The organism is Azotobacter beijerinckii (assembly GCF_900110885.1).
GTDB classification, from domain to species: Bacteria; Pseudomonadota; Gammaproteobacteria; order Pseudomonadales; family Pseudomonadaceae; genus Azotobacter; species Azotobacter beijerinckii.
Window position 1 is genome coordinate 197,551 of record NZ_FOFJ01000001.1, and the last position, 26,958, is coordinate 224,508.

Annotated in this window: 22 protein-coding genes; 5 read left to right on the forward strand and 17 right to left on the reverse strand. The window is 68.5% G+C overall.

The features are described 5' to 3' along the window. Positions 1–148 precede the first annotated feature (148 nt). Positions 149–664 carry a 3-hydroxyacyl-[acyl-carrier-protein] dehydratase FabA gene (fabA, locus tag BMY22_RS00855; RefSeq protein ID WP_090618806.1) on the forward strand — a complete coding sequence of 172 codons (516 nt, stop codon included), beginning with the start codon at positions 149–151 and terminating at the stop codon, positions 662–664. An 11-nt stretch (positions 665–675) separates the two neighbouring features. Then, complete coding sequence (gene fabB, locus BMY22_RS00860; RefSeq protein ID WP_090618808.1) at positions 676–1,893, forward strand: beta-ketoacyl-ACP synthase I; 1,218 nt, start codon at positions 676–678, stop codon at positions 1,891–1,893. A gap of 60 nt (positions 1,894–1,953) precedes the next feature. On the opposite strand, the gene BMY22_RS00865 is transcribed toward fabB, so the two are convergent. The 16 genes from BMY22_RS00865 to mnxG form a co-directional block, all read right to left on the reverse strand. Continuing rightward, positions 1,954–2,418 carry a type II secretion system protein gene (locus BMY22_RS00865; protein ID WP_425265952.1) on the reverse strand — a complete coding sequence of 155 codons (465 nt, stop codon included), beginning with the start codon at positions 2,416–2,418 and terminating at the stop codon, positions 1,954–1,956. Between the two features lie 4 nt (positions 2,419–2,422). Then, entirely contained in the window at positions 2,423–2,797 is a 375-nt protein-coding gene (locus BMY22_RS00870; RefSeq protein WP_090618811.1) for a type II secretion system protein, read from the reverse strand. Next, positions 2,797–3,279: a type II secretion system protein gene (locus tag BMY22_RS00875; protein ID WP_090618812.1), complete on the reverse strand. Its 483-nt coding sequence runs from the start codon at positions 3,277–3,279 to the stop codon at positions 2,797–2,799. The genes BMY22_RS00870 and BMY22_RS00875 overlap by 1 nt, the downstream gene beginning before the upstream one ends. Then, positions 3,276–5,120 (reverse strand): secretin N-terminal domain-containing protein, encoded by a 1,845-nt coding sequence (locus BMY22_RS00880; protein WP_090618813.1) that lies wholly within the window; start codon positions 5,118–5,120, stop codon positions 3,276–3,278. Before BMY22_RS00880 ends, BMY22_RS00875 begins: the two co-directional genes overlap by 4 nt. Continuing rightward, positions 5,117–5,644, reverse strand: coding sequence for a hypothetical protein (locus BMY22_RS00885; protein ID WP_090618815.1), 528 nt, complete (start codon positions 5,642–5,644; stop codon positions 5,117–5,119). Before BMY22_RS00885 ends, BMY22_RS00880 begins: the two co-directional genes overlap by 4 nt. After that, entirely contained in the window at positions 5,644–6,192 is a 549-nt protein-coding gene (locus BMY22_RS00890) for a GspMb/PilO family protein (protein WP_090618817.1), read from the reverse strand. Before BMY22_RS00890 ends, BMY22_RS00885 begins: the two co-directional genes overlap by 1 nt. After that, positions 6,179–6,721 carry a pilus assembly protein gene (locus BMY22_RS00895; protein ID WP_090618818.1) on the reverse strand — a complete coding sequence of 181 codons (543 nt, stop codon included), beginning with the start codon at positions 6,719–6,721 and terminating at the stop codon, positions 6,179–6,181. Before BMY22_RS00895 ends, BMY22_RS00890 begins: the two co-directional genes overlap by 14 nt. A 1-nt stretch (position 6,722) precedes the next feature. Next, on the reverse strand, positions 6,723–7,508 hold the full coding sequence (locus tag BMY22_RS00900) for a hypothetical protein (RefSeq protein WP_244158758.1): 786 nt from the start codon (positions 7,506–7,508) through the stop codon (positions 6,723–6,725). Next, positions 7,489–9,207 carry a GspE/PulE family protein gene (locus BMY22_RS00905; RefSeq protein ID WP_090618821.1) on the reverse strand — a complete coding sequence of 573 codons (1,719 nt, stop codon included), beginning with the start codon at positions 9,205–9,207 and terminating at the stop codon, positions 7,489–7,491. The genes BMY22_RS00900 and BMY22_RS00905 overlap by 20 nt, the downstream gene beginning before the upstream one ends. A 47-nt stretch (positions 9,208–9,254) precedes the next feature. Continuing rightward, on the reverse strand, positions 9,255–9,635 hold the full coding sequence (locus tag BMY22_RS00910; RefSeq protein ID WP_090618822.1) for a response regulator: 381 nt from the start codon (positions 9,633–9,635) through the stop codon (positions 9,255–9,257). 128 nt (positions 9,636–9,763) lie between these two features. Next, a complete protein-coding gene (locus tag BMY22_RS00915) occupies positions 9,764–11,389 on the reverse strand; it encodes an ABC transporter substrate-binding protein (protein ID WP_341865003.1) in 1,626 nt (541 codons plus the stop codon). A gap of 80 nt (positions 11,390–11,469) precedes the next feature. Beyond that, entirely contained in the window at positions 11,470–12,075 is a 606-nt protein-coding gene (locus tag BMY22_RS00920; RefSeq protein WP_090618824.1) for an SCO family protein, read from the reverse strand. Further along, positions 12,072–12,731 carry an SCO family protein gene (locus BMY22_RS00925; protein WP_090618825.1) on the reverse strand — a complete coding sequence of 220 codons (660 nt, stop codon included), beginning with the start codon at positions 12,729–12,731 and terminating at the stop codon, positions 12,072–12,074. The genes BMY22_RS00920 and BMY22_RS00925 overlap by 4 nt, the downstream gene beginning before the upstream one ends. A gap of 2 nt (positions 12,732–12,733) precedes the next feature. Continuing rightward, positions 12,734–14,488, reverse strand: a complete 1,755-nt coding sequence (locus BMY22_RS00930) for a cytochrome D1 domain-containing protein (RefSeq protein ID WP_090618827.1) — start codon at positions 14,486–14,488, stop codon at positions 12,734–12,736. Between the two features lie 81 nt (positions 14,489–14,569). Further along, a complete protein-coding gene (locus tag BMY22_RS00935; protein ID WP_090618828.1) occupies positions 14,570–14,863 on the reverse strand; it encodes a hypothetical protein in 294 nt (97 codons plus the stop codon). A 108-nt stretch (positions 14,864–14,971) separates the two neighbouring features. Continuing rightward, entirely contained in the window at positions 14,972–20,716 is a 5,745-nt protein-coding gene (gene mnxG / locus BMY22_RS00940; protein ID WP_244158759.1) for a manganese-oxidizing multicopper oxidase MnxG, read from the reverse strand. A gap of 501 nt (positions 20,717–21,217) precedes the next feature. On the opposite strand from mnxG, the gene metH reads away from it, so the two are divergent. Together metH and BMY22_RS00950 are read left to right on the forward strand one after the other, a co-directional pair. Further along, positions 21,218–24,910: a methionine synthase gene (metH, locus tag BMY22_RS00945; protein WP_090618830.1), complete on the forward strand. Its 3,693-nt coding sequence runs from the start codon at positions 21,218–21,220 to the stop codon at positions 24,908–24,910. A gap of 63 nt (positions 24,911–24,973) precedes the next feature. After that, entirely contained in the window at positions 24,974–25,978 is a 1,005-nt protein-coding gene (locus tag BMY22_RS00950) for a nuclease-related domain-containing protein (RefSeq protein ID WP_090618831.1), read from the forward strand. Between the two features lie 114 nt (positions 25,979–26,092). On the opposite strand, the gene BMY22_RS00955 is transcribed toward BMY22_RS00950, so the two are convergent. Beyond that, positions 26,093–26,401, reverse strand: a complete 309-nt coding sequence (locus tag BMY22_RS00955) for a DUF1883 domain-containing protein (RefSeq protein ID WP_090618833.1) — start codon at positions 26,399–26,401, stop codon at positions 26,093–26,095. Between the two features lie 298 nt (positions 26,402–26,699). Here BMY22_RS00955 and tnpB point away from each other — a divergent pair. After that, a partial coding sequence (tnpB, locus tag BMY22_RS00960) for an IS66 family insertion sequence element accessory protein TnpB (protein WP_143068435.1) occupies positions 26,700–26,958 on the forward strand: 259 nt, incomplete at its 3' end.

Consider the following 26,958-nt stretch of genomic DNA (forward strand, 5'->3'; position numbering starts at 1 on the left):
CAACGCCACGGCAGGGATGACAGCGCTCGGCCCTGTGACTTTCAACATCAGGCAACAGTCTATGACTAGGCTGCCGAATCATACCCCCGTTGCCTGCGGCCACCAGACGTTCAGTCCGTCTCCACGAACGGACCATTGAGGAATTTGCATGACCAAACAAAACGCCTATACCCGGGAAGACCTGCTGCGCTGCGCTCGCGGCGAGCTGTTCGGTCCGGGTAATGCGCAACTGCCCGCCCCCAATATGTTGATGGTCGATCGCATCACGCATATCAGCGACACCGGCGGCAAGTACGGCAAGGGCGAAATGGTCGCCGAACTGGACATCAATCCCGACCTGTGGTTCTTCGCCTGCCACTTCGAAGGGGATCCGGTCATGCCCGGCTGCCTCGGCCTCGACGCCATGTGGCAGCTGGTCGGCTTCTACCTGGGCTGGCAAGGCTATCCGGGACGCGGCCGGGCCCTCGGCTCGGGCGAGGTCAAATTCTTCGGCCAGGTGCTGCCGACGGCGAAGAAACTCACCTACAACATCCACATCAAGCGCACCATCAACCGTTCGCTGATCCTCGGCATCGCCGACGGCATCGTCAGCGTCGATGGCCGCGAGATCTACAGCGCCGAAGGCTTGCGCGTCGGCCTGTTCACCTCTACCGACAGCTTCTGAAGGACATCCACATGCGTCGCGTCGTGATCACTGGCCTCGGCATCGTATCCTGCCTGGGCAATGACAAGGACACCGTATCCGCCAACCTGCGTGCCGGCCGGCCAGGGATTCGCCACAACCCCTCTTATGCCGAAATGGGCCTGCGCAGCCAGGTGTCCGGTTCCGTCGACCTGGATCTGGAAGCGCTGATCGACCGCAAGGTCTACCGCTTCATGGGTGACGCCGCCGCCTTCGCCTACCTGTCCATGGAGCAGGCGATCAAGGATGCCGGCCTGACCGCGGAAGAGATCTCCAACCCGCGCATCGGCCTGATCGCCGGCTCCGGTGGCGCCTCCACCTTCAACCAGATGGAAGCCATGGACATCCTGCGCGAGAAGGGCGTCAAGCGCGTCGGCCCGTACCGCGTACCGCGCACCATGGGCAGCACCGTCTCCGCCTGCCTGGCCACCCCCTTTAAGATCAAGGGCGTGAACTACTCGATCTCCTCGGCCTGCGCCACCAGCGCCCACTGCATCGGCAACGCCATGGAGCAGATCCTGATGGGCAAGCAGGACATGGTCTTCGCCGGCGGCGGCGAAGAGGAGCACTGGAGCCAGAGCTTCCTGTTCGACGCCATGGGCGCCCTGTCCACCCAGTACAACGACACCCCGGAAAAGGCCTCCCGCGCCTACGACGCCAAGCGTGACGGCTTCGTCATCGCCGGCGGCGGCGGCATGGTGGTGGTCGAGGAACTGGAGCATGCCCTCAAGCGCGGCGCGAAGATCTACGCCGAGATCGTCGGCTACGGCGCCACCTCCGACGGCTACGACATGGTCGCTCCGAGCGGCGAAGGCGCGGTGCGCTGCATGCAGCAGGCGCTGAGCACGGTCGTCGACCCGGTCGACTACCTGAACACCCACGGCACCTCCACCCCGGTCGGCGACGTAGCCGAAGCCAAGGCGGTGCGCATCGTGTTCGGCGACAAGGCCCCGCCGATCAGCTCGACCAAGAGCCTGTCCGGCCACTCCCTGGGCGCCGCCGGCGTGCAGGAAGCGATCTACACCCTGCTGATGATGGAAGGCAACTTCATCGCCGGCTCGGCGAACATCGAAGAGCTGGACCCGGAAGTGGCCGACCTGCCGATCGTCCAGAAGACTCGCGAGAACGTCACCCTGAACACCGTGATGAGCAACAGCTTCGGCTTCGGCGGCACCAACGCCACCCTGGTGTTCAAGCGCTGGCAGGGCTGAGTCCGACCTCGGCCATTCGGCAAACGCCCCGCCTCGTCGGGGCGTTTTGCTTTCCGGCCCCTACTCCTGGCGAAAGAACGGCTCGGCGACGAACTGCCAGTCGGCATAACGGGTCATCCCCTCGAAAAACTCCCAGTCCGGCGGGAAGTTCGCGGTTTTCAGCGGCCGTCGTTCGGACAGGCTGTAGACCCCGGCGATGCGCCCGTCGACCGAGCGGACCAGTCCCCACTCGCCGCCGCCGGTGACCGGATCGGCATAGAGACGGCGCAGGTGCCGCTGGCGCTTGATCTGCCGGCGATCCTCGAGCAGCTCCTCGAGGCTCTGCGGATACTGGGCGATACCCGGCGAGTTGCGGTAATAGCTGCGCAGCGCCAGGGCGTACTGGTTGCCGATCCACAGCAGGTCGCGCTCCCGGTCGCGCTGGCTGGCGGTCGACCACAGCTGGCCGGCCGCGGCCAGCGCGCCGCCCATCAGCGCGACGAGAAACAGCACGCCCAGGTAGGTGAAGCCCCGTTGCCCGTCCATCGCCTCACCATTCGGCATACAGGCTGCCGTCCTTGGCTCGCCCGTCCGCCCCGCTCTTCACGTCGGCGACACCGCCGGCAACGCCCTCGGGCGGCGGCAGCAACACCCACTGGTCGCTGCGCTCGACGATCGGGTCCACCGGCAAGTTGCGCAGGTAGCGCTGCTCCACCAGCGCCTCGAGGCTTTCCGGGTAGCGACCGGTGTCGCCGTAGTACTGGTCCAGGGCATCGCGCATCACCGTCAGACTCTGTTTGAGGGTGGTTTCCTTGGAGTACTCGAGACTGGAGAAATAACGCGGCACGGCGATGGTCAGCAGGCTGGCGATGATCGCCATGACCACCAGCAGCTCGATCAAGGTGAATCCGCCCTGTCGCTTCATTACCACTCCCGATACGGAATGCCGTTGAGCCCGCGGCTTTTGGACAGCGAATGGACGTCGAAGACGTCCTCGCCCTCCTGCGGGTTCTCCGCGGAACTGTCGTAGCTGCGCAGCCCCCAGCTCTCCGGCGCGCTCATGTCCGGCTCGGCGAAGGGGTCGCGGGGAATTCGCCGAAGGAAATAGAGCTTGCTCCCCGAGGGATTGCGCAGGTCGCGCACGCCCTCCACCAGCACCGCCAGCGAGGGCGGATAGCCGCTGCCGAGGGCGGACTTCTCGATGAAGCCGGCGTCGGTCGCCCGCTTGTAGGCATCGATCGCATCGCGGATACGGTACAGCGCCGTTTTCAGCTCCTGCTCCTTGCCGCGGCGGATCACCGTCTCGGTCAGCGGCGCGGCCATGCCGGCCAGCAGCCCGAGGATCGCCAGGGCGATCACCAGTTCGAGCAGCGAGAAACCGCGCCCCTGCCGCACGCCGCCGTTCATCGCCGTGCGTCCCCGGCGGCGGCCAGCGGCTCGGGCTTCGACGGCCGCCGGCCGACCTCGCCCTCGCGGGGCAGCGCCGCCGGACGCATGCGCAAACCGCTCTCGGTGCCGGAGTCGAACTCCATGTCGTAGGGGCTCTGGTAGGGCAGATTGCGCACGATGCGCGGGGTGATCGAGAGCACCAGCTCGGACTTGCTCAGGGCGTCCTTGTTGCTGCCGAACAGCCGGCCGAGGCCGGGAATGTCGCCCAGCCCGGGAATGCGGTCGCCCGAGGTGCCGTGGTCGTTGCGCACCAGGCCGGCCAGCACCTGGGTTTCGCCGTCGCGCAGGCGCAGGGTGGTGACCGCGTTGCGGGTGTCCACCTGGACCGGAATGGTGCCCGCCGCGGTGGCCGGCTGCTGGGTCGCGTTGCTCACCTCCAGCCCCACCTTGATGGCGACCTCGTCGTTCAGGTGGATGGTCGGCTCAACCTCCAGCTTCAGGCCCACGTCCAGGTAGGTGATGCTCTCGGTGATCACCGGCCCCTGGGTGGAGGGCGTCGAGGTGGCGCTGACCACCGGCACCCGCTCGCCGATGTGGATACGTGCCTGCTGGCGGTTGCTCACCCGCAGCACCGGGCTGGCAAGGGTGTTGATGTCGCTGTCGTTGGCGTTGATCTTCAGGGTCGGCGACGGCGAGAAGGAGATGCGGTCGGGATCGATCCCGCGCAACTGGCCGAGGATGCTCACCGAGCTGGCGCCGTCCTCGGTGAGGATGCCGAAGGTATTCGGCCACTGCAGGCCGAGATCGAGGATACGCTTGCGGGAAACCTCCATCACCTCCAGCTCCAGCACCACCTCCGGGTTGGCCTGGTCCTGGGCCATGAAGAGCTTCTCGGCCAGGTGCACCGCGTCCGGCGTGTCGCGCATGGTCAGGGTGTTGAGGCGCTCGTCGACGAACACGTCGCGGGTCTTGAGCAGGGTCTTGACCATGTTCAGCGCGGTGTTGGCGTCGGTGTTGGTCAGGTAGAAGGTCCGCAGCACCAGCTCCTGGTAGTCCTTGAGCTTCTGCGGGGTGTTCGGGTAGATCACCACGGTGTTGTCGTTGACCACCTTCTGCTTCAGCTGGCTCTGCTGCAGCAGCAGGTCCACCGCATCCTCGATGGCCACCTGGCGGACGTAGATGGTCGCCTTGAGGTCCGGGCGCACGTCCTGGTCGAAGATGAAGTTCATCCCCGCGGTCTGCGCCAGCACCTCGAAGACCAGCTTCAGGTTGGCCTCGCGAAATTCCAGGCTCACCGGCCGCTGCAGCTTGGCACGCAGTTGCGGATAGGCGACGGCGGTCTGCGCGCGGGTGGCCTCGATGCCCTCCTGCAGGGCCAGCGCCCCCTCGTGCTGCGGCTCCAGGTCGAGGATCGAGCGCAGCAGCCGCTCGGCCCCGTCCAGGTCGCCACGTCTCAGGGCCAGCTCCGCCTGCCGGTACAGCTCGGCGACATTGCGCAACTGGACGATCCTGCGCATCCCCTCGGTGGCCCGGGTATTCCCCGGCTCGATGCCCAGCACCCGCTGGTAGGCGACCTGCGCGGCCTCGTTGTTGCGCGCGGCATGCGCCTGCTCGGCCTGGCCCAGCAGCCGGGTGACCACCCGCGTCCGCTGAGTGGTCAGGGCGATCTGCACGCTGGGGTCCTCGGGATTGCGGTGCGCCGCCTCGGCCAGCTGCGCCAGGCCCTCCTCGTACTTGCCCTGATCGATCAGCTCGATGCCTTCCTTGCTCGGCTGGCCGGCACAGCCGGACAGCAGCACGACGCCCAGCAGCAGGGGCCGCCAGAGGGCGCTTGCAGCCTTGCGCGTTGCGATGGTCATGGATGCTCTCCCACGGGCAGCGACTGGGTCTGGTTCAGCGGCAGATAGACGAGGGTAAGCTCGTCGGCGGCGATCTTCTCCAGCCGGTAGGTACCGTCGATCACGTCGCCGGCCGCCACCGTGTGCAGGCGATCCCCCCGCAGCAGAAAGACCCGGAGGCGGACGCTGTCGTCCAGCCTGCCGATGAACTCGAAGGGCAGCGACGGCGCGGCCGGCGGGGGTGGCGGCGGCGGTGCGGCCACCGGCGGCGGCGCGGTATCGACCGGCGGACGCGGCGGTGGCTCCACGCGCCAGCTGCGCGCGGCGAACAGGTTCGCCTGCGGCACCGCCCGGCTCGCCGGCCCGGCCCGCAGCGCCCGGACGTCCGGCGGGGCGGCGGCCTGCTCGGTCGGCACCGCGGCCGGCCGGCTGCGCGGCGCCACCGCCAGGGGCTCGGCCTCCGGCGGGAAGAACTCGGGCAACAGCGCCAGCAGCCCCGCGCAGGCGAGGAACGCCAGCCAGCCCAGCAGCCGCCGCCGGCCCATCACCACCTCGACAGATAGAGGGTCATGCGGATGCGCCCCTCGAGTTCGGTTTCATGGATGTCCTTGCGCTTGAACTCGACATCCTCCAGCACCAGCGCCGGCACCTCGGCCAGCAGACGGTGCAGGAAGCGGCGCAGCTGCGGATAGCCGGCGCGCACCGGCAGGAGGATGCGGTAGCGCGCCAGACGGGTCTTCGGATCGATGCCGAGGGAATATTCGCCGCGGGCCAGCGACAGGTTCTCCGCCCGTGCCGCCGCGTAGATCCGGTCGATGGTCGCGGTCGCCGCCGGTTGTGCCGGCAGCTGGCGATGGAAGTCGGCCAGCTGCCGGCCGGGGCCTTGCGGCGGCAGCTCGACGCCGCGCGCGATGCGCCCCAGGCGCTCGCGGGCCTCGACGATCTGCCCGGCCAGCACCTCGCGCGTCTGCCAGGCCGGCCACAGCACCAACAGCCCGTAAGCGGCAGCCAGTACCAGCAGTGCGGCGCCTCCGGCAGCCGGCCAGCCCAGCCGGCGCAGGTGCTCGAGGAGGATCAGCCTATGGACGGCCATCCGGCACCTCCCAGGTCGCCAGCAGGTTGAAGCGGATCGGCCGCTCGGCTACCTGGACCAGCACCTCGTGGTCGAGCAGGGAGACGTCGCTCAGCCCGTCGCTGTCCTCGAGCCGCCGGTGGAACTCCAGCATGGCCTCCAGGTTGCGCGCCTCGGCGCTGATCCGCAGCAGCCGCTTGCGGGCATCCGGGGTCAGGCCGAGCAGGGCGACATCCTGGAGCGGCAAGGACTCCAGGGTGGCGAACAACCCGTTCCACGGCAGGTTCAGCGCCGCCGAGACCCGGCGCATTTCCGCCAGGCTGGCCTGCTGGGCCAGGCTGTCGGCCTTCGACAGCGACGCCTGGCGGACCTCGCCGCCCTGCCCCTGTTGCAGCCGGGCAAGCTCCTGCGCGTCGCGCACGGTATCCGCGGCGACTTGCCGTTGCAGCGCCCAGAGCAGCCCGGCCAGCAGCAGGCCGGCGGCCAACAGCGTCCAGCCGAGCGGACTGGCCAGGGATCTGCGCTGGAAGTCGAGATCGAGGGCGCGCATCTCAGTGCACCGCCAGGGCCATGGCCTGCAGGACATCCGCCGGCGTCCCCGGCAGATCCAGCGCACGCAGCCCGGCCAGTGCCGCCGTGCGCCCCGGCGCATGCAGGTAGCGCGCCGCGCGCACCTCGCCCTCCAGGCCCTGCAGCTCGCATTCCCGCTCGACCAGCGCGAGCAGCGCCGCATCGTCGTCGCTGCCGGCCACCGAACGCACGCTGGCCCAGCGCCCTTCGCGGGCCAGCAGCAGGCTGCTGCGCCCCGGTTCGGCGAGCACGAAGAGAAAGTCGCCCGCCGGCAGTTCCCCGGCGAAGCGATTGAAGGCCGCCATCAGGTAGGGCTGCACCGAGCAAAGGCGCAGCCCGGCGCCCTTCAGCGCGACCTGCAGGCGCTCGACCAGTCCCCGCTCGACGGCCGCCGCCAGCCGCGGCTGCCCGGCCGGGGACGGCGACAGGCGCAGCAGCCAGTCGTCGGCGGACGGACCGTAGATCTCCTGGAAACGAAAGCGCGCATAGGCCTCAAGCTCCTCCGGCGAGACGATCGCTTCGCTCCAGGGAACCAGCGCGAAGCGCACGAAGCGGCTGGAGAGCACCAGGGTCAGGCTGCCGCGCCTGCGGCCCGGCTCGCCCAGCAGACGCTCCAGGGCCTGCGCCGCGCCACTCCAGACCGGCCCTTCGGCGGGGCCGTACTCGGCCCCGCCGAGCAGATCCAGCGCGCCGCGCCGCCTTCGGAACAGCGCCAGGCGCGTGGCGCCGAGCACGGCGATGCGCCGTTCACCCCACGAAAGTGACACGGTTGATTTCCTCCAGGGTGGTCCGCCCAGTCCGCACCAGCTCCAGCGCCGAGCTGCGCAACAGGCGCAGGCCGCGGCGCCGGGCCAGTTCCTTGATCTGCGAGATCGGCTGGCGCTCGACGATCAGCTGGCGGATCTCGTCGTCGAGCAGCAGCAGTTCGGCGATCGCCTTGCGGCCGCGATAGCCCGAGCCCCGGCAGCGCCCGCAACCGCTGCCCTGGACGAAGCGGAAGTCGCCGACCTCGGCCGGGTTCAGCCCGGAACTCAGCAACTCGTCGGCACCCGGCTCGACGGGCATGGCGCAGTCCGGGCAGACCAGGCGGATCAGCCGCTGGGCGAGCACCGCGTTGAGCGCGGAGACGAAGCTGTAGGGGTCGACCTCCATCTGCACGAAGCGGCCGATCACGTCGAACACGTTGTTGGCGTGGATGGTGGTGAACACCAGGTGGCCGGTGAGCGCCGACTGCACGGCGATCTGCGCGGTTTCCGGGTCGCGGATCTCGCCGACCATGATCTTGTCTGGGTCGTGGCGGAGGATCGAGCGCAGGCCGCGGGCGAAGGTCAGGCCCTTCTTCTCGTTGACCGGGATCTGCAGCACGCCGGGCAACTGGTACTCCACCGGGTCCTCGATGGTGATGATCTTGTCCACCCCGTGGTTGATCTCGGTGATCATCGCGTACAGGGTGGTGGTCTTGCCGCTGCCGGTGGGGCCGGTCACCAGCACCATGCCGTAGGGCTCGGCGGCCAGCCGGCGCAGGCTGCGCAGGGTCGCCTCCTCGAAGCCCAGCGCCTCCAGGCTGACGCCGCTGACGCGGTCGGCCAGGTCCTGCTTGTCGAGCACCCGCAGCACCGCGTCCTCGCCGAAGATGCTCGGCATGATCGACACCCGGAAGTCGATCTGCCGGCCGTGGATGCCGACCTTGAAGCGGCCGTCCTGGGGCACCCGCTTCTCGCCGATGTCCAGCTCGGCGAGCACCTTGACCCGCGAGATCACCTGGTCGGCGATCTCGCTGCCCTGCACCCGGCCGATGGCGTTGAGCACCCCGTCGATCCGGTACTTGATCGCCAGCCCGTTGCCGGTCATGCCCAGGTGAATGTCGCTGGCGTGCATCTTCAGCGCGTCGTAGAGGGTCGAGTTGACCAGCTTGACCACCACGCTGGAGTCCTCGCTGATCCGCGCCAGCGACAGCGTCTCCACTGCCTCGACCTCGGCCGCCCCGGCGGCGTCGGCGCCCAGCGACTCGACGGCGTGGAAGGCCTCCTCGTGGCGCGCCAGGTAGCCGGCCAGGTCGGCCGAATGCACCAGGTACAGCGGCGCGCCTTCCAGGCAGGCATCGATCCAGGCCAACCGGGCATCGTCGAAGGGATCGGCGAACACCCCGACCTCGCGCTCGTCCAGGCGGACCACGGCGAACTCGCGCTTGAGCGCCTGGGCCAGCGCCAGCCGCTCGAAGACCGGCAGGCAGGCGAACAGCACCTCGCCGTCGAGCACCGGGTAGCGCAGGGTCGCCCCCAGGCGGCGGACGAACGCACCCGCGTCGAGCCCGCTCAGCGCTTCCAGCGCCTCGACCACCGGCTCCCCCTCGGCCGCGGCCCGCTCGCGGGCCTCGCGCAGCAGCGCCGCCGCGAAACCGGCCCGCTCCACGCCGTCCGGCACAGCAGCCGGCTCGGAAGAAAGCGTGGGAGAAAGACTGTCCATGCAACCTCCCCTCGTCCAACGCAATCGCCCGCCCCGGGCGGGCTCCGCTACTCGCTGCGCACCCGGCCCAGGACCTGCGGCTTGCACACCACCCGGGCCAGATCCGCCAGCGGAAAGGGCTTGAGCAGGATATGGACGATGCCGCGGCGCGCCGCGCCCTCGCAGATCTCCCCGCTCGGATGGCCGGTCATCAGCACCCGCTCGCCGTCGTAGCGACCGCGCAGGGCATCGAGCACCTGGAAGGCGTCCATGTCCGGCAGCCGGTAGTCGAGCACCAGGATGTCCGGCCCGAAGTTCGCCGCCAGCAGGAGGGCACCGGCTCCGTCACGGGCCCTGCGCACCTCGCAGCGCCTCGTTTCGAGATAGGCCTGGAGATTTTCCGCAAGGATCGGCTCGTCCTCGACAAGCAAGACTTTCCTGATCGCCACGACGGCTGCCCCTCCGCTCCTGAAACCTGCACCATCCCCAAAGCGTGAAAACGAACGCTCGGCTTGGCAGATGCACGGCTCGGGCCAGCTCCCTGCATATCGCTATCCAGCTGATTTTTCAGAGTTCTCTAGAACGCTCGGTTCCCCAGTTTCGGGGAAAACCCCACCCGCCTCCGGCCCGCCGCCCCCAAACCGGGGAGGATCGCCGGCCGCTCACGGGGCCGCCTCGACATAGCGCCCGGTGGGGACGAAGCACCCCGCCGCCAGGTCCACGCCGACGATGTGCGCCCCGCCGCCCCCACCCGCCGTCCTGGCCCGAAGCCCAGGGGCGGGGTCACTCCGGTCTGCAGGGCGTGCAGGTTCTCCAGCTCGCTCACCAGGCGTTCCCGGCTGGCGTCGCGGCCGGCGCGCTTGAGGCCTTCGGCGAGCAGCAGCGCCGCACTGTAGGCGCCGATCTGCAGCGCCGGCTGGTGCTCGTCCAGACCGGCGCGCCGGCGCAGGGTTTCGAGCGCCTGCGCACCGGCGGGCGTGACGTCCGCCGGCAGCAGCGGATAGGCGAGGAACAGCCGTCCGGAAAAGGCCGGCGGCAGGCGCAGTGCTGCGCCGGCCACCTGCTGGGCGCTGGCGTACAGGCGGGGCGCCAGCCCGGCCCCATCCAGCGCCGTGCCCAGGGCGACCAGCGCCTCCCCGGAGCCGAGGAAGAACAGCGCCTGCAGGTCCGCCGCCAGCGGTTTCGCGCCGCTCGGCGCCGGCGCGCCGTAGCCGAGCAGGCCGAGTCGCTGCCAGCCGCGCGCCCGCAGGCGGGTCGCCAGCGCCTCGGCCTGCCGGGCGGCCTCCGGCGGGTAGACGATCAGCGCCGGGGTTTCGCCCGGCGCCGACTCGCCGGCGGCGAACTCGGCGAGGGCGGAGAGCTGCTCGCCCGGCCCCGGCAACGGTGCGAAGACCAGCCGGCTGGCCTCCCCGCCCGGTCCCGGCAGCGGCCCGACCAGTGGCATCCCGCCCGGTGCCAGCAGCTCGCCATAGCGCTCCGCCAGCGCCGGCGCCAGGGGCGCGAGCAGGGCGAAGACATCGCCGCCCTCGACCAACCCGGCCAGCGCCGCCTCGGCCGAGGCGCGGTCGGGGCCGGGATCGGCGATCACCAGCTCCAGTTGGCGGCCGTGGACGCCGCCGGCCCGGTTGAATTCGTCGAGCGCCGCCTGCAGCAGCGCGCCGACGGTCCGGCCCGCCGCGGCGAGCGGACCGGCGGACGGCAGCAAGGTGCCGAGACGCAGCCGCGCCTCGTGCAGGCCGGGGTCGCGGTCCTCCTCGAGGCGCTTGAGATAGGCGCCGAGATTGGCCAGGTCGCGCCAGCTCATGACGAAGCGCGGCATCGCCGGGTCCAGGCGCTCGCCGGCCGGATCGATCCCCTCGCCCAGCGCCCGGGCCAGGCTCGCCTCGTCGTAGGCGGAACGAGCCGAGGTCAGGTGCCGCCAGGTGATCTCCGGCGGCCGTATTCCGCCCTCCGGGCGACCGCGCCCGTCGCGGCCGTGGCAGCCGGCACAGGGCACCGCGCTGGCCGGCAGCGACGTGCCGGCCGGGCCGAGGCGCGCCTCGACCGGGGTCTCGCCGGCGCCGACCCCCTCCCGGTAGAGCCGCCGCCCGGCAGCCTCCTCGGCCGTCAGCTCGAGCGCCCCGACCAGCCCTGCCCAGCCGAGCAGTGCGGCGAGCAGCCAGACCCGCCAGCGATGCAGGCGATGCTTCCCGCGCTCCGGCATGGGAACCGGGGAGTGAACCCTTCGCGTCCGCGACTTCGCTGCCACCGGATGCCGAGCGTCCGGAGCGGCCCGCGCGCCCATCAGCGCCCGACCAACGGCTCGGCGAGCAGCTGCAGGCGCTGGGCGATGGCCGCGGGCGGGGCGTCCGGGCGGATCTTGCTCCAGCGCTTGTTCGGCACGTCGCCGGCGATCAGCAGGGTCGAATGCGCCTCGGGACTCTGCGAAAGCTGGCCGAGCCGGGCAAGAACCCGCTCCAGGTTGGCCTTGTCGCCGGTGAGAAAGATCCAGTTGGGATCGTCCGCGCCCTGCTGGCGGGCGAAGGCCTTGAGCGCCTCGGGCGAGTCGTGCTCGGGGTCGCTGCTGAGGGAGACGAAATACACCCGGCCAGCCTGCTCGCCGAGGGCCGTGCGCACCTCGCGGAGCTTGCGGGTGATCAGCGGGCAGGCATCCTTGCACCGGGTGTAGATCACGTTGAGCAGCACCACCCGCCCGGCCAGCACGTCGCTGTAGAAGCGCCGCTCGCGGCCGTCCTGGTCGAGCAAAGGCGTGTCGGTGAAGTAGCTGCGCGCATCCGGGATGCCGCCCTTCACGTCCTGCGCCGTCGCTCCGGCGGCCGGGGCGTGGCCCTCGTGGGCCTGTACGCTTGCGGCAAGCAGCGCCAGGGCTATCCAGCGCAAGGCCTTCATGGCCGGCCCTCCGGCGCTGCGTCCCGCCGGGCGATATGCCCGTGCCCGGCATGCTGGCGCGCTTCGGCGAGCGCCTCGACCCGCCCGACCAGCACCGCCGGATCGGTGAACCCGTAGTAGCGCGTCCACTGGCCGCTGCGCCCGTCGCCGACCAGCAGGATCGGCGGATGGCTGGCGTAATCCGCCGACCAGACGCCGAGGCCCCTGAGGGTTTCGTCCACCGCGGCGGCCTGCCCGGTCAGCCAGCGCCAGCCGGGGCCGGCCTGGTAAGCGCGGGAATACTCCAGCAGCCGCGCCGGACTGTCGCGCAGCGGATCGACGCTGATCGACAGCAGGCCCACCTCGGCGCCGACCCGCTCGCCGAGCTGCACCTGGACCTTCTGCATGATCGCCGAGATCACCGGGCAGACCGTGGTGCAGCTGGTGTAGACGAAGCCCATCACCACGATGCGTTCGCCCACCGCGTCCGCCAGGCGCAGCTCGCGGCCGTGCTGGTCGGTCAGCGGCACGTCGGCGAAGCGCACCTCGGCGCCCTCCGCCCGGGCTTGCGAAATCGGGTGGCCGGTATGTTCTTCCGCCGCGCCGACCGGCAGCGCACCGGCCGTCAGCCCCAGGACGCAGAGCACCCCGGCCAGGCTGGGATGGAGTCGTCCCATGATCAGTGCCCTCCCGCGGCCAGGCCGCTTTCGGCAGGCACGGCCCGCAGGCCGAGATAGGGCAGATCGCCGAACTTCAGCCCGAGCGACGCCGCCCCCACATGCAGGTAGTAGGCGCCGACCTGCTCCAGCTCGACCGGCACCTCGTAGATCCCCTCGCCGACCTCCCGCGCCGCGACTTCCCGGGGCCGCGAGGACGGGGCGAGGAAGTAGCGCACGCGCAGGTCCCGCACGCCGGCCTGGGGCGCCTCGTCGCCCGTCAACAGGCGAAAGCGCAGCGCGAGGGGCGCCCCGGCGACCAGGTATTGCACCTGCAGCCTCGCCCGCCGGCGCTGCAGGACGGGGTTGGCCTGCACCTCCAGGCCGAAGCAGTGGGCGATCTGCGGCTGATTGAGCAGGAAGGCGACGTCGAGGCGGCCGGAGGCCGGCAGCCGGACCCGCGCACCGAACAGCCCCGGCTCCAGCTCGCGCAGGCTGCGCTGGACGACGGTCGCCGCGCGGGCCGTGTGTCCCCGGTTGAGGTAGCCGGACATCGGTGCGTTCATCCCCTCCATGTAGAAGTAGGCGGTGTTGTCCACCGGGTTGACCACGAACAGCGCGGCATCGTCGCCGGCCGGGGCGAGACCGCTCGCCAGCGGCAGGTCGCCGGCCAGCCGGGGCGCCGCAGGTCCCGCCTCGAAGCCCAGCACGCCCGGCTCGCGCCCCTTGCCCAGCGAGGCCAGGTCGATCATCGAGACCCTCGGCGAAGCCAGCCCGCGCACGTAGGCGAAGGCGCGGGTGAAGGCGATCTGGTAGGGCTCGGCGGCGACCTCCAGGCGATGCACGACCTCGTCGCTGGCGGCATCGATCACCGCCACGCGGCTCTCCGGGGTGTTGAGGACCAAGCCGTAGCGGCCGTCCGGGGCGAACGCCAGCGGGCCGATGCCCCGCCCGACCGGGATCGTCTTGCGGGTTTCCAGGCTGGCGGCGTCGATCACGCTGACCGTGCCGGCCTCGCCGTCGCTGACGTAGACCGCCCCGGACAGCGGCGACAGGGCCACGCCGAGCGGATGCGGCCCGGTGCGGATCTCGCGGAGCTTGCCCAGGCTCGCCACGTCGAACACCGTCAGGGTACCGGCCTCGCGGCTGGTGACGAAGGCATGCCGGGAGTCGGCGCCAAAGGCGATTTCGTGGTGCCCTCCGCCGGTAGCCACCTGCAGCACCGGCTTGAGGCTCTGGGTGTCGATCACCGTCACCCCGCTGTCGGCTGCCGCCTCGGCATCGTTGCCGACCCACAGGTAGCGGCCGTCGGGCTGCAGGGCCAGGCGTACCGGGCGGCGCCCGGCGGGGACGCTGGCAATCACCTGGAAGCGCTCGGCGTCGATCACCGCCACTTCGCCGGCCTCCGGCAGCGACACGTACAGGCGCCGCTCGGCGGGGCTGGCCACCCAGTCCATCGGCGGACGCTTGAGGGGAATGCGGGTGAGCATGCTGGTCACTCCGCCCACCGAGGTCAGCGGGTCGATCACCGTGATGCTCGGGTCCTGGTTGAGGATCAGCAGGTAGTAGCTGGTCAGATCGAGCAGCGGGCGTACCCCCGGCAGCCCCTTGAGGTAGAGGCCGATACGGCTGCGGCAGGCGCCCGGCCCGTCCTTGGCGTCGTCGGCGGGCGCCCGGTCAAGCCAGGCGCCCGGCACCTGGCCGGCGAGCGGCTGACCAGTGGCGGCATCGCTCAGAGGTTGTGAAAAAATCGAATAGCGCCGCGAGAACCTCTCCAACCACCTTCAGAACGGCGTGCTACGTGAAATGCAGGAGAGTTTGCGGACCAAATAGTCTCACTTTTCACGTAGCGCAACGTTTTAGCGGGGGTTTTGAAGGGGGCTCAGCAGCGGCTTGAATTTTTCACAGCCTCTCAGGCGAAAGCGCAGGTCGGCGAACATCCCCTCGGTCGGCTTGGTGCCGTCGACGGGTTGCACCGCGAACTCGACGGCGATGCCGTCGCGCACCAGCCGGCCGCTGCCGGCAGCCTCGGACAGTGCCGGCCCGTCGGCCCGCGTGCCCGCGGATTCCGACGGGCGGCCGGCGAAGATGCCGGCGCCGAGCGGCAGGCCGAGCAGGAGCAGCAGGCTCAGTCCCCTGCGAAGGTTTTTCACGGCTGTATCCCTCTTCTTGTTCTGGTTGCCGCTGCGACCCGGGAAGGGCTCATACGCCCCGAGGTACAGGGCGGACCGGCTCGAACGCAGGCCGGTCCGCTCCCTCGGTCACTTCACTTTTCCATTGCCATTGCCGTTGGTCTGGGTGCCCGTCGCCGTCTGGCTGCCCTGCTGCTGTACCCGCAGGAGACCCCACAGCCCACCGGCGTTGCCGAAGGCCGCCTGGTCCCTGTACAGGTAGTCGCCCGGCACGGCGTTGCCGCCGCCGGCGCTGGGGTAGAGGAAGTTGAAGTGCGCCGCCGGCAGCACGCTCTCCTGGGCCCCGGCATGGCGGGTCAGCGGGTTGAGGCCGAAGCGCACCGAGCCGATGCCGGCGTCCTTCGCCGGGTAGCCGTTCTCCGTGTACTGCGCGAGGAAGGGCTCCTGCGGGAACAGATGGCCGTCGAGCTGGAAGGTGGCGCCCCGGCTGCCGCCGGAGGGCATGGTCACATGCACACGCAGCGGCTGGCCGGGGCTGGCGGTCAGTACCGGGGTCACCGGATCGCCATTGACCAGATCGTTGGCGTAGGCCATGTGGACATTGGCAAGATCGCCCCAGCCGCCGTGGCCGAAGGGCGCGTCGGGCGCCTGGGCGAAGCGGTACCAGAGCGGCTCGCTCTTGTAGTTGATCGCCATGCCGGAGTTGTCCTCGGAATCGACCGGCACGCCGAAGCCCTCGGCAGCCATGTTCTCCACCGGCCGGCCGTTCGCCCAGCGCAGGTTCAGCCCCTTCTGCCAGACCAGCGAGAAGTCGCGGTAGTCGGCCTGCCCGGACTGCGTCACCGTGGCCGCCGCGCGCATCGCCGCATCCGTGGTCCAGGTCGAGGCCAGCGGCAGCACGCTCATCGCCCCGCCGAGTCCCTTCTGGCCCTGCTTGATCGGGTCCGCCGGCAGCAGGTTGAGGCCGCCGAACTCGACGGCCGTGGCGTCGATCTTGTCGAGGTTGCGCTGGCCATTCTCGGAGGGTTTGCCTTCGCGCTCCAGGTGCCCGGCGTAGAAGCGGTAGGTCCGGCTCGGGTAGGCGCCTCCGGCGACCCGCGGCGGAACCGTCTGCTCCGGGTTGATGCCGACGTTGAAGCCGTCCGACTGGGTCACGTCGTAGGACAGCAACTGGGCGTGCAGGCCGACATGGCTGGAGGGACGCAGCAGGTTGTTGTTGAAGGTGGTCGAACCCTCGGCGCCCGCGCGGTCGCGCTTCGCCGTGCCCGGCAGGATGGCGTAGGTCGGCAGGTCGGGCATCTGCTCCGGTAGGCGGTTCTCCAGGGTGATGTCGATGCAGTCGCCCGCCGCGGCACGCAGCACCAGCGGCTCGACCGGAACGCCGGCCTTGAGCTTGCCGGTGTTCGGATCGAGGTCGGCCTTGTGCACGTAGAGGATCGCGGTGGGGTCGTGCAACGGACCGGACTGGCCGCCGAGGGTCTCGCTCTCGCCGGTCTCCTCGTCGACCACCGTGGTCTGCGCGATGGTCGTCGCCCGCGGGTTGAACACCAGGGTGCCGCCGGCCGGGTTGAGCGGCGCGCCGACGTGCTGGCCGGCGCCCTGCGGATCGCCGATGGTCAGCCCGAGGGGGTTGCCGAGGATGTCGTTGGCCAGCGCCGCGACGATCTCGTAGCTGCGCAGGGGCGTCGGCCGGTTGCCGTTGCCGGTGGGATTGGGGCTGACGCGCGGGCATACCCCGTCGAAGGCCGCGGTGTTGCGCGCCGCCACCGGTCGCGGGTTGTTCGGCAGTGCATAGAGGTCGCCGCGGCTGACCGTGTAGTTGCGCATCACGCCCCACAGGCCGTTCCAGTAGCCCTCCAGCGAGGCGTTGATGCTGTACAGGTAGTCGCCGGTTTCCGCGATGGCGCTGGACATCATGCTCACCGGCGCGACGAAGCCGAACTGCTCGGAGATGCTGACCATCTGCGCGGCCTTCCAGCCCGAGTTGGGACTGCGCCCGTAGCCGCTGCCGTAGCCGGTGCCGTTCTGCAGCCACTTCACCCCGTGCAGGGTGACGTTGTGCACCTCCTCGTGGCCGCCGGCATGCATCCGCAGCCGCACGTTGTCGCCGGAATAGCTGCGCAGCAGCGGCGTGAAAGGATCGCCCGGCAGGTCGCCGGCCACGTTGACGTGCGGCGGGAAGGCGGTGCTGCCGGCCGGCCCTTCGGCCTCGCGGATCGCCGAGGGCGCCAGGTTGAGCGGCGCGATGATCCGGTCGGTGCGGCTCTGCAGGGCATGGGCCAGGTCCCCGGCCAGCCCTTCGGCCTGCATCCCCGGCTTGCCGTCCGGGCCGCGGCGGTTGGGGTCGAACACCCGCAGCGCCAGCGGCTCGTGCCGGTAGTTGACGACGAAGATTCCCGGATCGTCCACCGAGATGGCCTGCGGGCAGGGACGGGCCGGACAACCGGGTGCCTGCCCGCCGGCGAGTTCCACCACCGCCTCCAGCAGCGTCGAGGCGTTGCGACGCACCGGCGGGTTGATGGCCTGGCGGAAGGTCTCGACCGTCGCCGGATAGGCCGCCGGGTCGGGCACCCCGTCGGGACCGGCGCCGACGTAGACGCCGGCCTCGTAGGCGTGCTGGAAGTCGCTGTACTCCAGGAAGAACTCGCGGAAGCTGTCGTTCTTGCCGTCGCCGTCGTAGTCGCCGGTGGCGATCACCGCCTGCCAGGAGGTCGGCCCGCCGTCGGCGCGGGTGTAGAGCGGCTCGCCGGTTTCCGCGTGGTACCAGCTCGAGCCGGCCGGCTCGGTCAGCACCGTGGCGTAAAGACCGACCTGCTGGTGGGTGGACGGCCCGAGGTGGTCGTGGGTGAAGATGTTGCCCAGGCCGCGGTCGACGTCGTGGGTGTTGGTCCGCAGGCCCTGGCGCACCCGTATTTCGGCCAGTTCGGGCGTGCCGACTGGGTGGGCGCGCGGACCACGATGCAGCGCTGGTTCGCCGACCCGGTGGTCAACCGGCGTGCCGTCGCGCGGATCGCCCGCGGTGCAGCGGTTGAACGCGCGGATGGCCTGGATGCGCTCGACCACGGCGACCGGCGAGAGCACGCCGTCCTCGTAGTTCCAGCCATTGGCCGAGCCGTCGGCAGAGGTCAGGTCCCACTTCGGCAGGTGGATGTGCTGGCCGATCACGTCGGTCGGGGTGCGCACCTGATAGTCGTCCAGCTCGTAGAAGGCCGGCACCAGGTTGGTGTGGTGGTACATGGTGCAGTCGAAGGTGTTCATCCGCATCACCAAAGGCTCCGGCGGCTTGCGCTTGTCGATCGTCGGCACCGCGTCTTCCCACAGGGTGAGGATGCGCGCCTGCGGGAAGTGGTAGCCGACCTTGTTGAACACCGCGTCGAACTGGATGTTGGCGCCCTTGTAGACCCGCGGCCGGTCGGCGGTGAAGGTCGAGGAGCCGCTAAACGACAGCCCGGAGGCGCCGAAGAAGCGCCCGCTGCCGGCCGACGCGGTCAGGCGCATCTGGCGGTCGTCCATGCACGGCTCGAAGAAGGGAGCGCCGGCCACCGGCAGCGCGCCGTTGGTGCGAAAGTTCTTCTGCTGCACGGTGCCGCCGGGCAGCACCGCATAGCTTGCGTACTCGCCCTTGGCATGGAAGGCCATGGCCGCCTGTTCGACCTCGGTGCCCTCCTCGGGGAAGTAGATCGGCCTGGCCTTCTCGACGGTCTTGCTGAAGTCCAGGGCACTGGTGATGACATGGGCCTCGCCGCCGGCCGACCAGCCGTCCAGGGTGCCGCGCGGCAGGCCGCCGCTCCAGCCGCCGGCCTGGGCCGGGTCGATGTTGGCCCACAGCGCCTTGCCGCTGTCGCGCAGCGCCTGCGCCTTGGCACGGTCGAGCATGTCCAGCGGCGGGGTCGGCGGACGCTGGCCGACGCTGTCCTCCAGGCCGGCGATCCAGAACGGGAAGCCGGGGTTCTTCAGGGTGCCGTCGGCGTTGCGGTTGGCCTCGCCGCGGTCGACCCGGGCGACCGAGCCGACGACCCGGCCCTCGTCGTCATCGTCATCGTCGGATGGGCCATGGCCGATCTTCGCCACCACCCGGACCTTGCCCGGGATCGGCGTGCCGGCGACGATCTCGCCGTCCGGCAGGGCGCGCGCGCCCTCCGCCGGCAGGCCGCTGCGCAGCTCGAAGGGCTCATCGTGGAAGCCGTTCCGGCCCTCCTCGCTGACCTCCAGCCGGGTACCCTCCTCGAAGACGTCGTGCGTCCGCCACATGCTCCACATGCCTTGGGCGAAGTGCGGGTAGAAGTGGCAGTGGAAGATCGCATCGCCCGCCACCCGGTTGCGGTTGCCCGAACCGCCGAAGGCGATTTCGTAGGTGTAGCCCGCGCCCGGACCGATGCCCTGGGCGTCGACGTAGTCGGAGTTGTCGTCGTTGGGGTTGTACAGCCACTGGTGGCCGTGCAGGTGGAAGACGTGCTGCTCGTGGCCGGCATGGGTGTTGCGGAACTTGACGAAGTCGCCGATGTAGCTGTGGCTGACGTTCGACGGCTCGGCCGGATACAGCGCCATGCCGGCCTTGATTCCGGTGGCATTGGCCGGCGGCGTCTGCCCCGACCGCAGGGACTCGAGGCCGACGTTGGCCGGCACGTCCACCAGCATGGCGGCGTCGCCCACCGCGTGCGAGCTGAGGAAGAACTCCTCGTACTGGCAGCCCAGGCAGTCGTGCATCGGCCCGACGCCGAGGCGGTTGGCGAGCACCTCGGCACCGACGCCGTTGGCGCCGTAGTTGATCATGAAGGCGTCGCGGGCCGGCTCCAGCACATGGCCGAACACCGGGTCGCTCCAGTAGCCGGGGAAGGCCTGGGCCGCCACCGCCTCGTCCTGGAAGGCGACGGCGAAGTCGCGGAACGGCTCCAGCCGGTTGGGCAGCGCCGGATTGCGCCGGCCGATCCGCTCCAGCGGATAGGTGGAGGCCGGGAAGCTGCCGTCCTCGTTCGGCCCCATGACGATGGCGTCGCTGTGGCTGGCGACGATCTGGCTGCCGTCGATCATGTTGAGGATCGGCGCGCCGGCCTTGCCTTCGCGGCGCCAGGGCTCGGCATCGGGATAGCGCGCCTCGTAATTGATGATCGGCTGGCCGGCCGGCGTGCGGCCGGTGGTGGCCAGGCGCAGTTCCTCCTCGGTCACCGTGTTGCGGTAGATCCGCCCGCCCTTGGGCACCACCACCACCTGGGCGAACAGACCGTTGCCAACGTTGCCGGCCGCGCCCTCGCCGCCGAAGGTCGCGCCGTCGCTGGTGGCGAGGAACACGCCCTCGCGCTCGGCGTACAGGGTGTAGCTGCGCGTCGCGCCCGGCGCCAGCAGGGTGCTGCCGTTACGCCCGCTGTTCGCGGCGATGTCGCCGATGCCGCCCACCGCCTGCAGGCCGTTGACCTTGAAACCGATCTGCCGGCCGCGCACCTGGTCGTCGACCTGCAGTTCGGGCTCCTCGGCATTGCGCGGATTGGCCTGCCCGGCCAGCAGGTTCTGCAGGTTGATCTTCAGGCAGTCGCCTTCGGCGACCCGCAGCACCAGCGGCCGCGGCCGCTTGTCCGGGCGCAGCGCGACCCTGCCGGGCTGCGCCGAGCCGCCCTGGTGCAGCGGCTTGCCGCTCTCGTCGAGAACATCCCGGCGCAGCGCGAACATCATGCCGTTGACGTTCTGCGCGCCGAGGCGGTTGAACATCAGCGGCTGGTCGAGCGCCACCACGTCGGCGACCAGGGTGCGTGCACAGCTGATCGCGGCCTCGGCCTGTCGGTGGGGCAGCAATGCTGCAGCGGTCAGCGCGAGCAGCCCACCAAGGCGAACGAAAAACCTGACTGCGTCGTCGTCTCGACGGAAAGCACGGCTGGCCATGATGCGGTTCCTGTTCATCGTGGCTTACCTTCGGTGGCGGTTACGGACGCCAATACAGGGGGCGCCCAAGCCTCTCAGCAACCGGCGTGCCACTGAAACGCTCCAGCGACTTCAGATAGCTGCGCATAGCCCCCCGCCGAATCCGGAGGATTTACCGCGCTTTTTGCAGGGATTCTCCGGCAAATCTGCCGGCAAGGCGGACGGCTCTGCCGTCGGGGATTCCCTGCGCGGGGAAACACCCCCGAAGCCGGGGAGTGGGATGCCCCAGAAATGGGGATGCGCGGCCCCGGCCTCGCCGGCGGAAGGTGCGGCCAGTCTCTGCTGGCGATCGGCGCTCTGCCAAGAGCATCGCCCGCCAGCTGGCCCCAACAAGGCACAGGCATGGCAGGCGCCGCTCCCATCATGAGCACTGCTCATGCAAACCCCTGCCCGCCTCGAAAGCCATGCAGCTTTGCTATTATCTGCCACCCTCTTTCCAGGCTTGACCCAGGTACTTCCTTCATGTCCGACCGCGCCGCCCGTCTCCAGGCCCTCCAGCACGCCCTCCAGGAACGCATCCTGATCCTCGACGGCGGCATGGGCACCATGATCCAGAGCTACAAGCTGCAGGAAGAGGACTACCGCGGCGCGCGCTTCGCCGACTGGCCGCAGGACGTCAAGGGCAACAACGACCTCCTGCTGCTGACCCGCCCGGACGTGATCCAGGCCATCGAGAAGGCCTACCTGGACGCCGGCGCCGACATCCTCGAGACCAACACCTTCAACGCCACCCGCGTGTCCCAGGCCGACTACGGCATGGAGGCGCTGGTCTACGAGCTGAACGTGGAAGGCGCGCGCCTGGCCCGCCAGGTGGCCGATGCCAAGACCGCCGAAACGCCCGAGAAACCGCGCTTCGTCGCCGGGGTGATCGGCCCGACCAGCCGCACCTGCTCGATCTCCCCGGACGTCAACAACCCCGGCTACCGCAACGTCACCTTCGACGAGCTGGTGGAGAACTACACCGAGGCCACCCGCGGGCTGATCGAGGGCGGCGCGGACCTGATCCTGATCGAGACCATCTTCGACACCCTCAACGCCAAGGCGGCGATCTTCGCCGTGCAGCAGGTATTCGAGGAGGATGGCGTCACGCTGCCGATCATGATCTCCGGGACCATCACCGACGCTTCCGGGCGCACCCTCTCCGGGCAGACTACCGAGGCGTTCTGGAACTCGGTGCGCCACGCCAACCCGATTTCCGTGGGTCTGAACTGCGCCCTCGGCGCCAAGGACCTGCGCCCGTACCTGGAAGAGCTGGCCACCAAGGCCGAGACCAACGTCTCCGCCCACCCCAACGCCGGCCTGCCCAATGCCTTCGGCGAATACGACGAGACACCGGCGGAAATGGCCGCGGTGGTCGAGGAATTCGCCGCCTCGGGCTTCCTGAATATCGTCGGCGGCTGCTGCGGCACCACCCCGCCGCACATCAAGGCCATCGCCGAGGCGGTCGCCAAGTACCCGCCGCGCGCCATTCCGGACATTCCCAAGGCCTGCCGGCTGTCCGGCCTGGAACCCTTCACCATCGACCGCCGGTCGCTGTTCGTGAACGTCGGCGAGCGCACCAACATCACCGGCAGTGCCAAGTTCGCCCGGCTGATCCGCGAGGAGAACTACACCGAGGCCCTCGAAGTCGCCCTGCAGCAGGTGGAAGCCGGCGCCCAGGTGATCGACATCAACATGGACGAGGGCATGCTCGATTCGAAGGCGGCGATGGTCACCTTCCTCAACCTGATCGCCGGCGAGCCGGACATCTCGCGCGTGCCGATCATGATCGACTCCTCCAAGTGGGAGGTGATCGAGGCCGGCCTCAAGTGCATCCAGGGCAAGGGCATCGTCAACTCGATCTCCATGAAGGAAGGCGTCGAGGCGTTCAAGCACCACGCCCGCCTGTGCAAGCGCTACGGCGCCGCGGTGGTGGTGATGGCCTTCGACGAGGCCGGCCAGGCCGACACCGCCGCACGCAAGCGCGAGATCTGCCAACGCAGCTACGACATCCTGGTCAACGAAGTCGGCTTCCCGCCGGAAGACATCATCTTCGACCCGAACATCTTCGCCGTGGCCACCGGCATCGACGAGCACAACAACTACGCGGTCGACTTCATCGAGGCCTGCGCCTACATCCGCGACAACCTGCCCTATGCCCTCTCCTCGGGCGGCGTGTCCAACGTGTCCTTCTCGTTCCGCGGCAACAACCCGGTGCGCGAGGCGATCCACTCGGTGTTCCTCTACCACGCGATCAAGAACGGCCTGACCATGGGCATCGTCAACGCCGGCCAGCTGGAGATCTACGACGAGATCCCCAAGGAGCTGCGCGAGAAGGTCGAGGACGTGGTGCTCAACCGCCATGAGGGCGCCACCGAAGCGCTGCTGGCCATCGCCGACCAGTACAAGGGCGACGGCTCGGTCAAGGAAGCCGAGACCGAGGAATGGCGCAGCCTGCCGGTTGGAAAACGCCTAGAGCACGCGCTGGTCAAGGGCATCACCGCCTTCATCGTCGAGGACACCGAGGAGTGCCGCCAGCAATGCGCGCGGCCCATCGAGGTGATCGAAGGCCCGCTGATGAGCGGCATGAACGTGGTCGGCGACCTGTTCGGCGCCGGCAAGATGTTCCTGCCCCAGGTGGTCAAGTCCGCCCGGGTGATGAAGCAGGCGGTGGCCCACCTGATCCCGTTCATCGAGGCGGAAAAGGGCGACAAGCCGGAAGCCAAGGGCAAGATCCTCATGGCCACCGTGAAGGGCGATGTCCACGACATCGGCAAGAACATCGTCGGCGTGGTGCTCGGCTGCAACGGCTACGATATCGTCGATCTGGGCGTGATGGTGCCGGCGGAGAAGATCCTCCAGGTCGCCAGGGAAGAGAAGTGCGACATCATCGGCCTGTCCGGCCTGATCACCCCGTCGCTCGACGAGATGGTTCACGTCGCCAGGGAAATGCAGCGCCAGGGCTTCAGCCTGCCCTTGATGATCGGCGGCGCCACCACCTCCAAGGCGCACACCGCGGTGAAGATCGAGCCGCAGTACAACAACGATGCGGTGATCTACGTCACCGACGCCTCGCGTGCCGTCGGCGTGGCCACCACCCTGCTGTCCAAGGAAATGAAGCCCGACTACGTGGCCAAGCTGAAGACGGAATACGCCGAGGTGCGCGAACGCACCGCCAACCGCAGCGCGCGCACCGAGCGCCTGAGCTACGAGAAGGCGGTGGCCAACAAGCCGCCGTTCGACTGGGCCGGCTACCAGGCAACGGCACCCTCCTTCACCGGCGTCAGGGAACTGGAGGACATCGACCTCGCCGTGCTCGCCGAGTACATCGACTGGACGCCGTTCTTCATGTCCTGGGACCTGGCCGGCAAGTTCCCGCGCATCCTCACCGACGATGTGGTCGGCGAAGCGGCCACCGCGCTGTACGCCGATGCCCAGGCCATGCTGAAGAAGCTGATCGACGAGAGGCTGATCAAGGCCAAGGCGGTGTTCGGCTTCTGGCCGGCCAACCAGGTGCGGGACGACGACCTGGAGGTCTACGGCGCCAACGGCGAGAAACTGACCACCCTGCACCACCTGCGCCAACAGGCCGCCAAGCCCGACGGCAAGCCCAACTACTCGCTGGCCGACTTCGTCGCGCCGAAGGACTCGGGCGTCACCGACTACGTCGGTGGCTTCATCGTCACCGCCGGCATCGGCGCCGAAGAGCTGGCCAAGGCCTACCAGGACAAGGGCGACGACTACAACTCGATCATGGTCAAGGCCCTGGCCGACCGCCTCGCCGAAGCCTGCGCCGAATGGCTGCACGAGCGCGTGCGCAAGGACTACTGGGGCTACGACAAGGACGAGGCGCTGAGCAACGAGGAGCTGATCAAGGAGCAGTACAAGGGCATCCGCCCCGCCCCCGGCTACCCGGCCTGCCCGGACCACACCGAGAAGGGCACCCTGTTCCAACTGCTCGACCCGCAAGGCACCAGCGGCGTGACTCTCACCGAGCACTACGCCATGTTCCCCGCCGCCGCCGTCAGCGGCTGGTACTTCGCCCATCCAGAGGCGAAATACTTCGCGGTGGGCAAAGTCGAGAAGGATCAGGTGGAGAGTTACAGCGCGCGCAAGGGGCAGGATGTGGGCGTGAGCGAAAGGTGGCTGGCGCCGAACCTGGGGTATGACGCCTGATCGGTGATGGATTGGTAAAGGCCCGTACCCGGGCCTTTCGTTTGGACTGAACGGAGATCGCCAGTGATCTTGAAGGAAAAGGACTCGGCTGTAAGCCAGGATATAAAGGCAGCCGCCGGTAATAACCACGAAAAAGACGTTGCCTACTACCTGCGCAGAGAGTTTGCCGATGCGAAAGATGTTCTCGTGCTCAATGACATTCGTATCGAGCACGCCGGCGAGAAGGCACAGATCGACCATCTCGTATTGCACCCCAAAGGATTCCTCATTATCGAATCCAAGAGCATCTGTGGCGAGTTGAAGGTTAATGCCCAGGGCGAGTGGAGTCGGAGTTACAAAGAGCAGTGGATGGGTATGGCCTCCCCCATTCGCCAGGCAGAGATTCAGGCCGACTTGCTGCGTGACTGGCTGAATACCCACCGCGAGTCCTTTTTCGACAAGATTCCGTTGCTTGGCAGAACATTGGGCGTGGTAGGTTATGAATGGAAAGTTCTATGCGCCGTCAGCAGTAACGCTATCCTGCACCGCGAAGGGATGCCCCAAAAAGTCTCCGAGCAAGTCATAAAAGCGGAGTTCATTGCAATAAAAGTAAAGGAAGTTAGTGCTACAAAAGGGCTCCTGCACTCCTTCGTCACTACTCAGCCGCTCTACACACAGAAAGCCTTGGAGCAACTTTCAAGCTTTATTCTTGAAAAGCAACCTGCAAATCATACCCAAACTGACCACACACTCGCCACGCCAACAGTACAATCGCCGGTTGTTTCCACACCATGCGAAGCGGCGCCCCCCGCCCCCCAAATCGAGCCGCCAACCCTCAGCCTATCGCCAATGCCGCTGCCTTGTCGGAAGTGCGGTAAAAGCGACGCCCTTACCGACATGTGGGGAAAATATGGCTATTACGTCAAATGCGGGCATTGCCAAGGCAATACCCCAATGAAAAAATCCTGTCCACGCTGTCACTCCGAAAAGACCCGCGTGACCAAGCAACTGGATAAATACTTCCTAGCTTGTGAAGACTGCGCCCACAGTAGCCTGATATTTCAAAACAAGGCAACGGAGTCTGCATAAACAATAGACAGTGTAAATGTGTGCTCCCATGCTACTCCGCCTGGGAGCGCATCTACGGACTATCTGCACCTCGGCATGCCCCGAAAAGGGCCAACCGATAGCAGCCTGGCAGCTTCAGCGATCGGCTGTCGGCGAGCCCGAACGCCGCACGATCTTGATCTTGTATTGCAGATTCGGTTTGCGCGTCACGCTGATCGCCCGGCGAGTCACGGTGTCGAAGGTGATGTTCCAGAAGCCGCTGCTCGGCACCCGGATCTTCGCCGGAAAACGGTCGAAGGCGCCGCCGTGGTAGCCATGCCGCCCACCGTTCTTGAAGCTGCGGAAATTCGCATCGTTCATCAGGCGGATATTGCACGGCTGCGAGCTTTCGATGACGACCAGATCGCCCTCGTTCAGTTGCTCGCGCTGGTGGATAAATTTCATCGCGGGTTCCAGAGCTGCTTGCAAAGCGGGACGCGACGATAGCACACGGAGCCAACCCCCTGAGAGCCATCCGGCCGCCGGCTGCATGACCGATCAAGAGCGCCCAACAGGCTTTGCGGAACTACGAGGGACTCACTGACGCCGACAAGGCTTCGTAGCGTGCAACGGCCTCCTCCAGATTGAAAAACATCCGTTCCGGCCCCAGCGTCTGACCGTAACCGCTCCATAAACCCTACCTTCGAAACCGCGCCCTGAGATCTGATGCTGAGCTCCCGATTCCTTCTGGAACTTGCCCCGCATGATGCGTCCCGCCCCCAACGTCAAAGCTGTTTACCTCTACCCCAAGCCGGTCGATTTCCGTAAATCCATCAATGGCCTGGCAGCCCTGGTCGAGTTGGATATCAAGGTCGCGGTGTTCGACCCTGTGTTGTTCGTCTTCCTCAATCGCACACGCAACCAAGTGAAAATTCTGTACTGGCATCGCAACGGCTTCTGTCTGTGGCTCAAGCGCCTGGAGGCCGAGCGGTTCAAGACCAAGCCGGATGTGGGTGACGAAG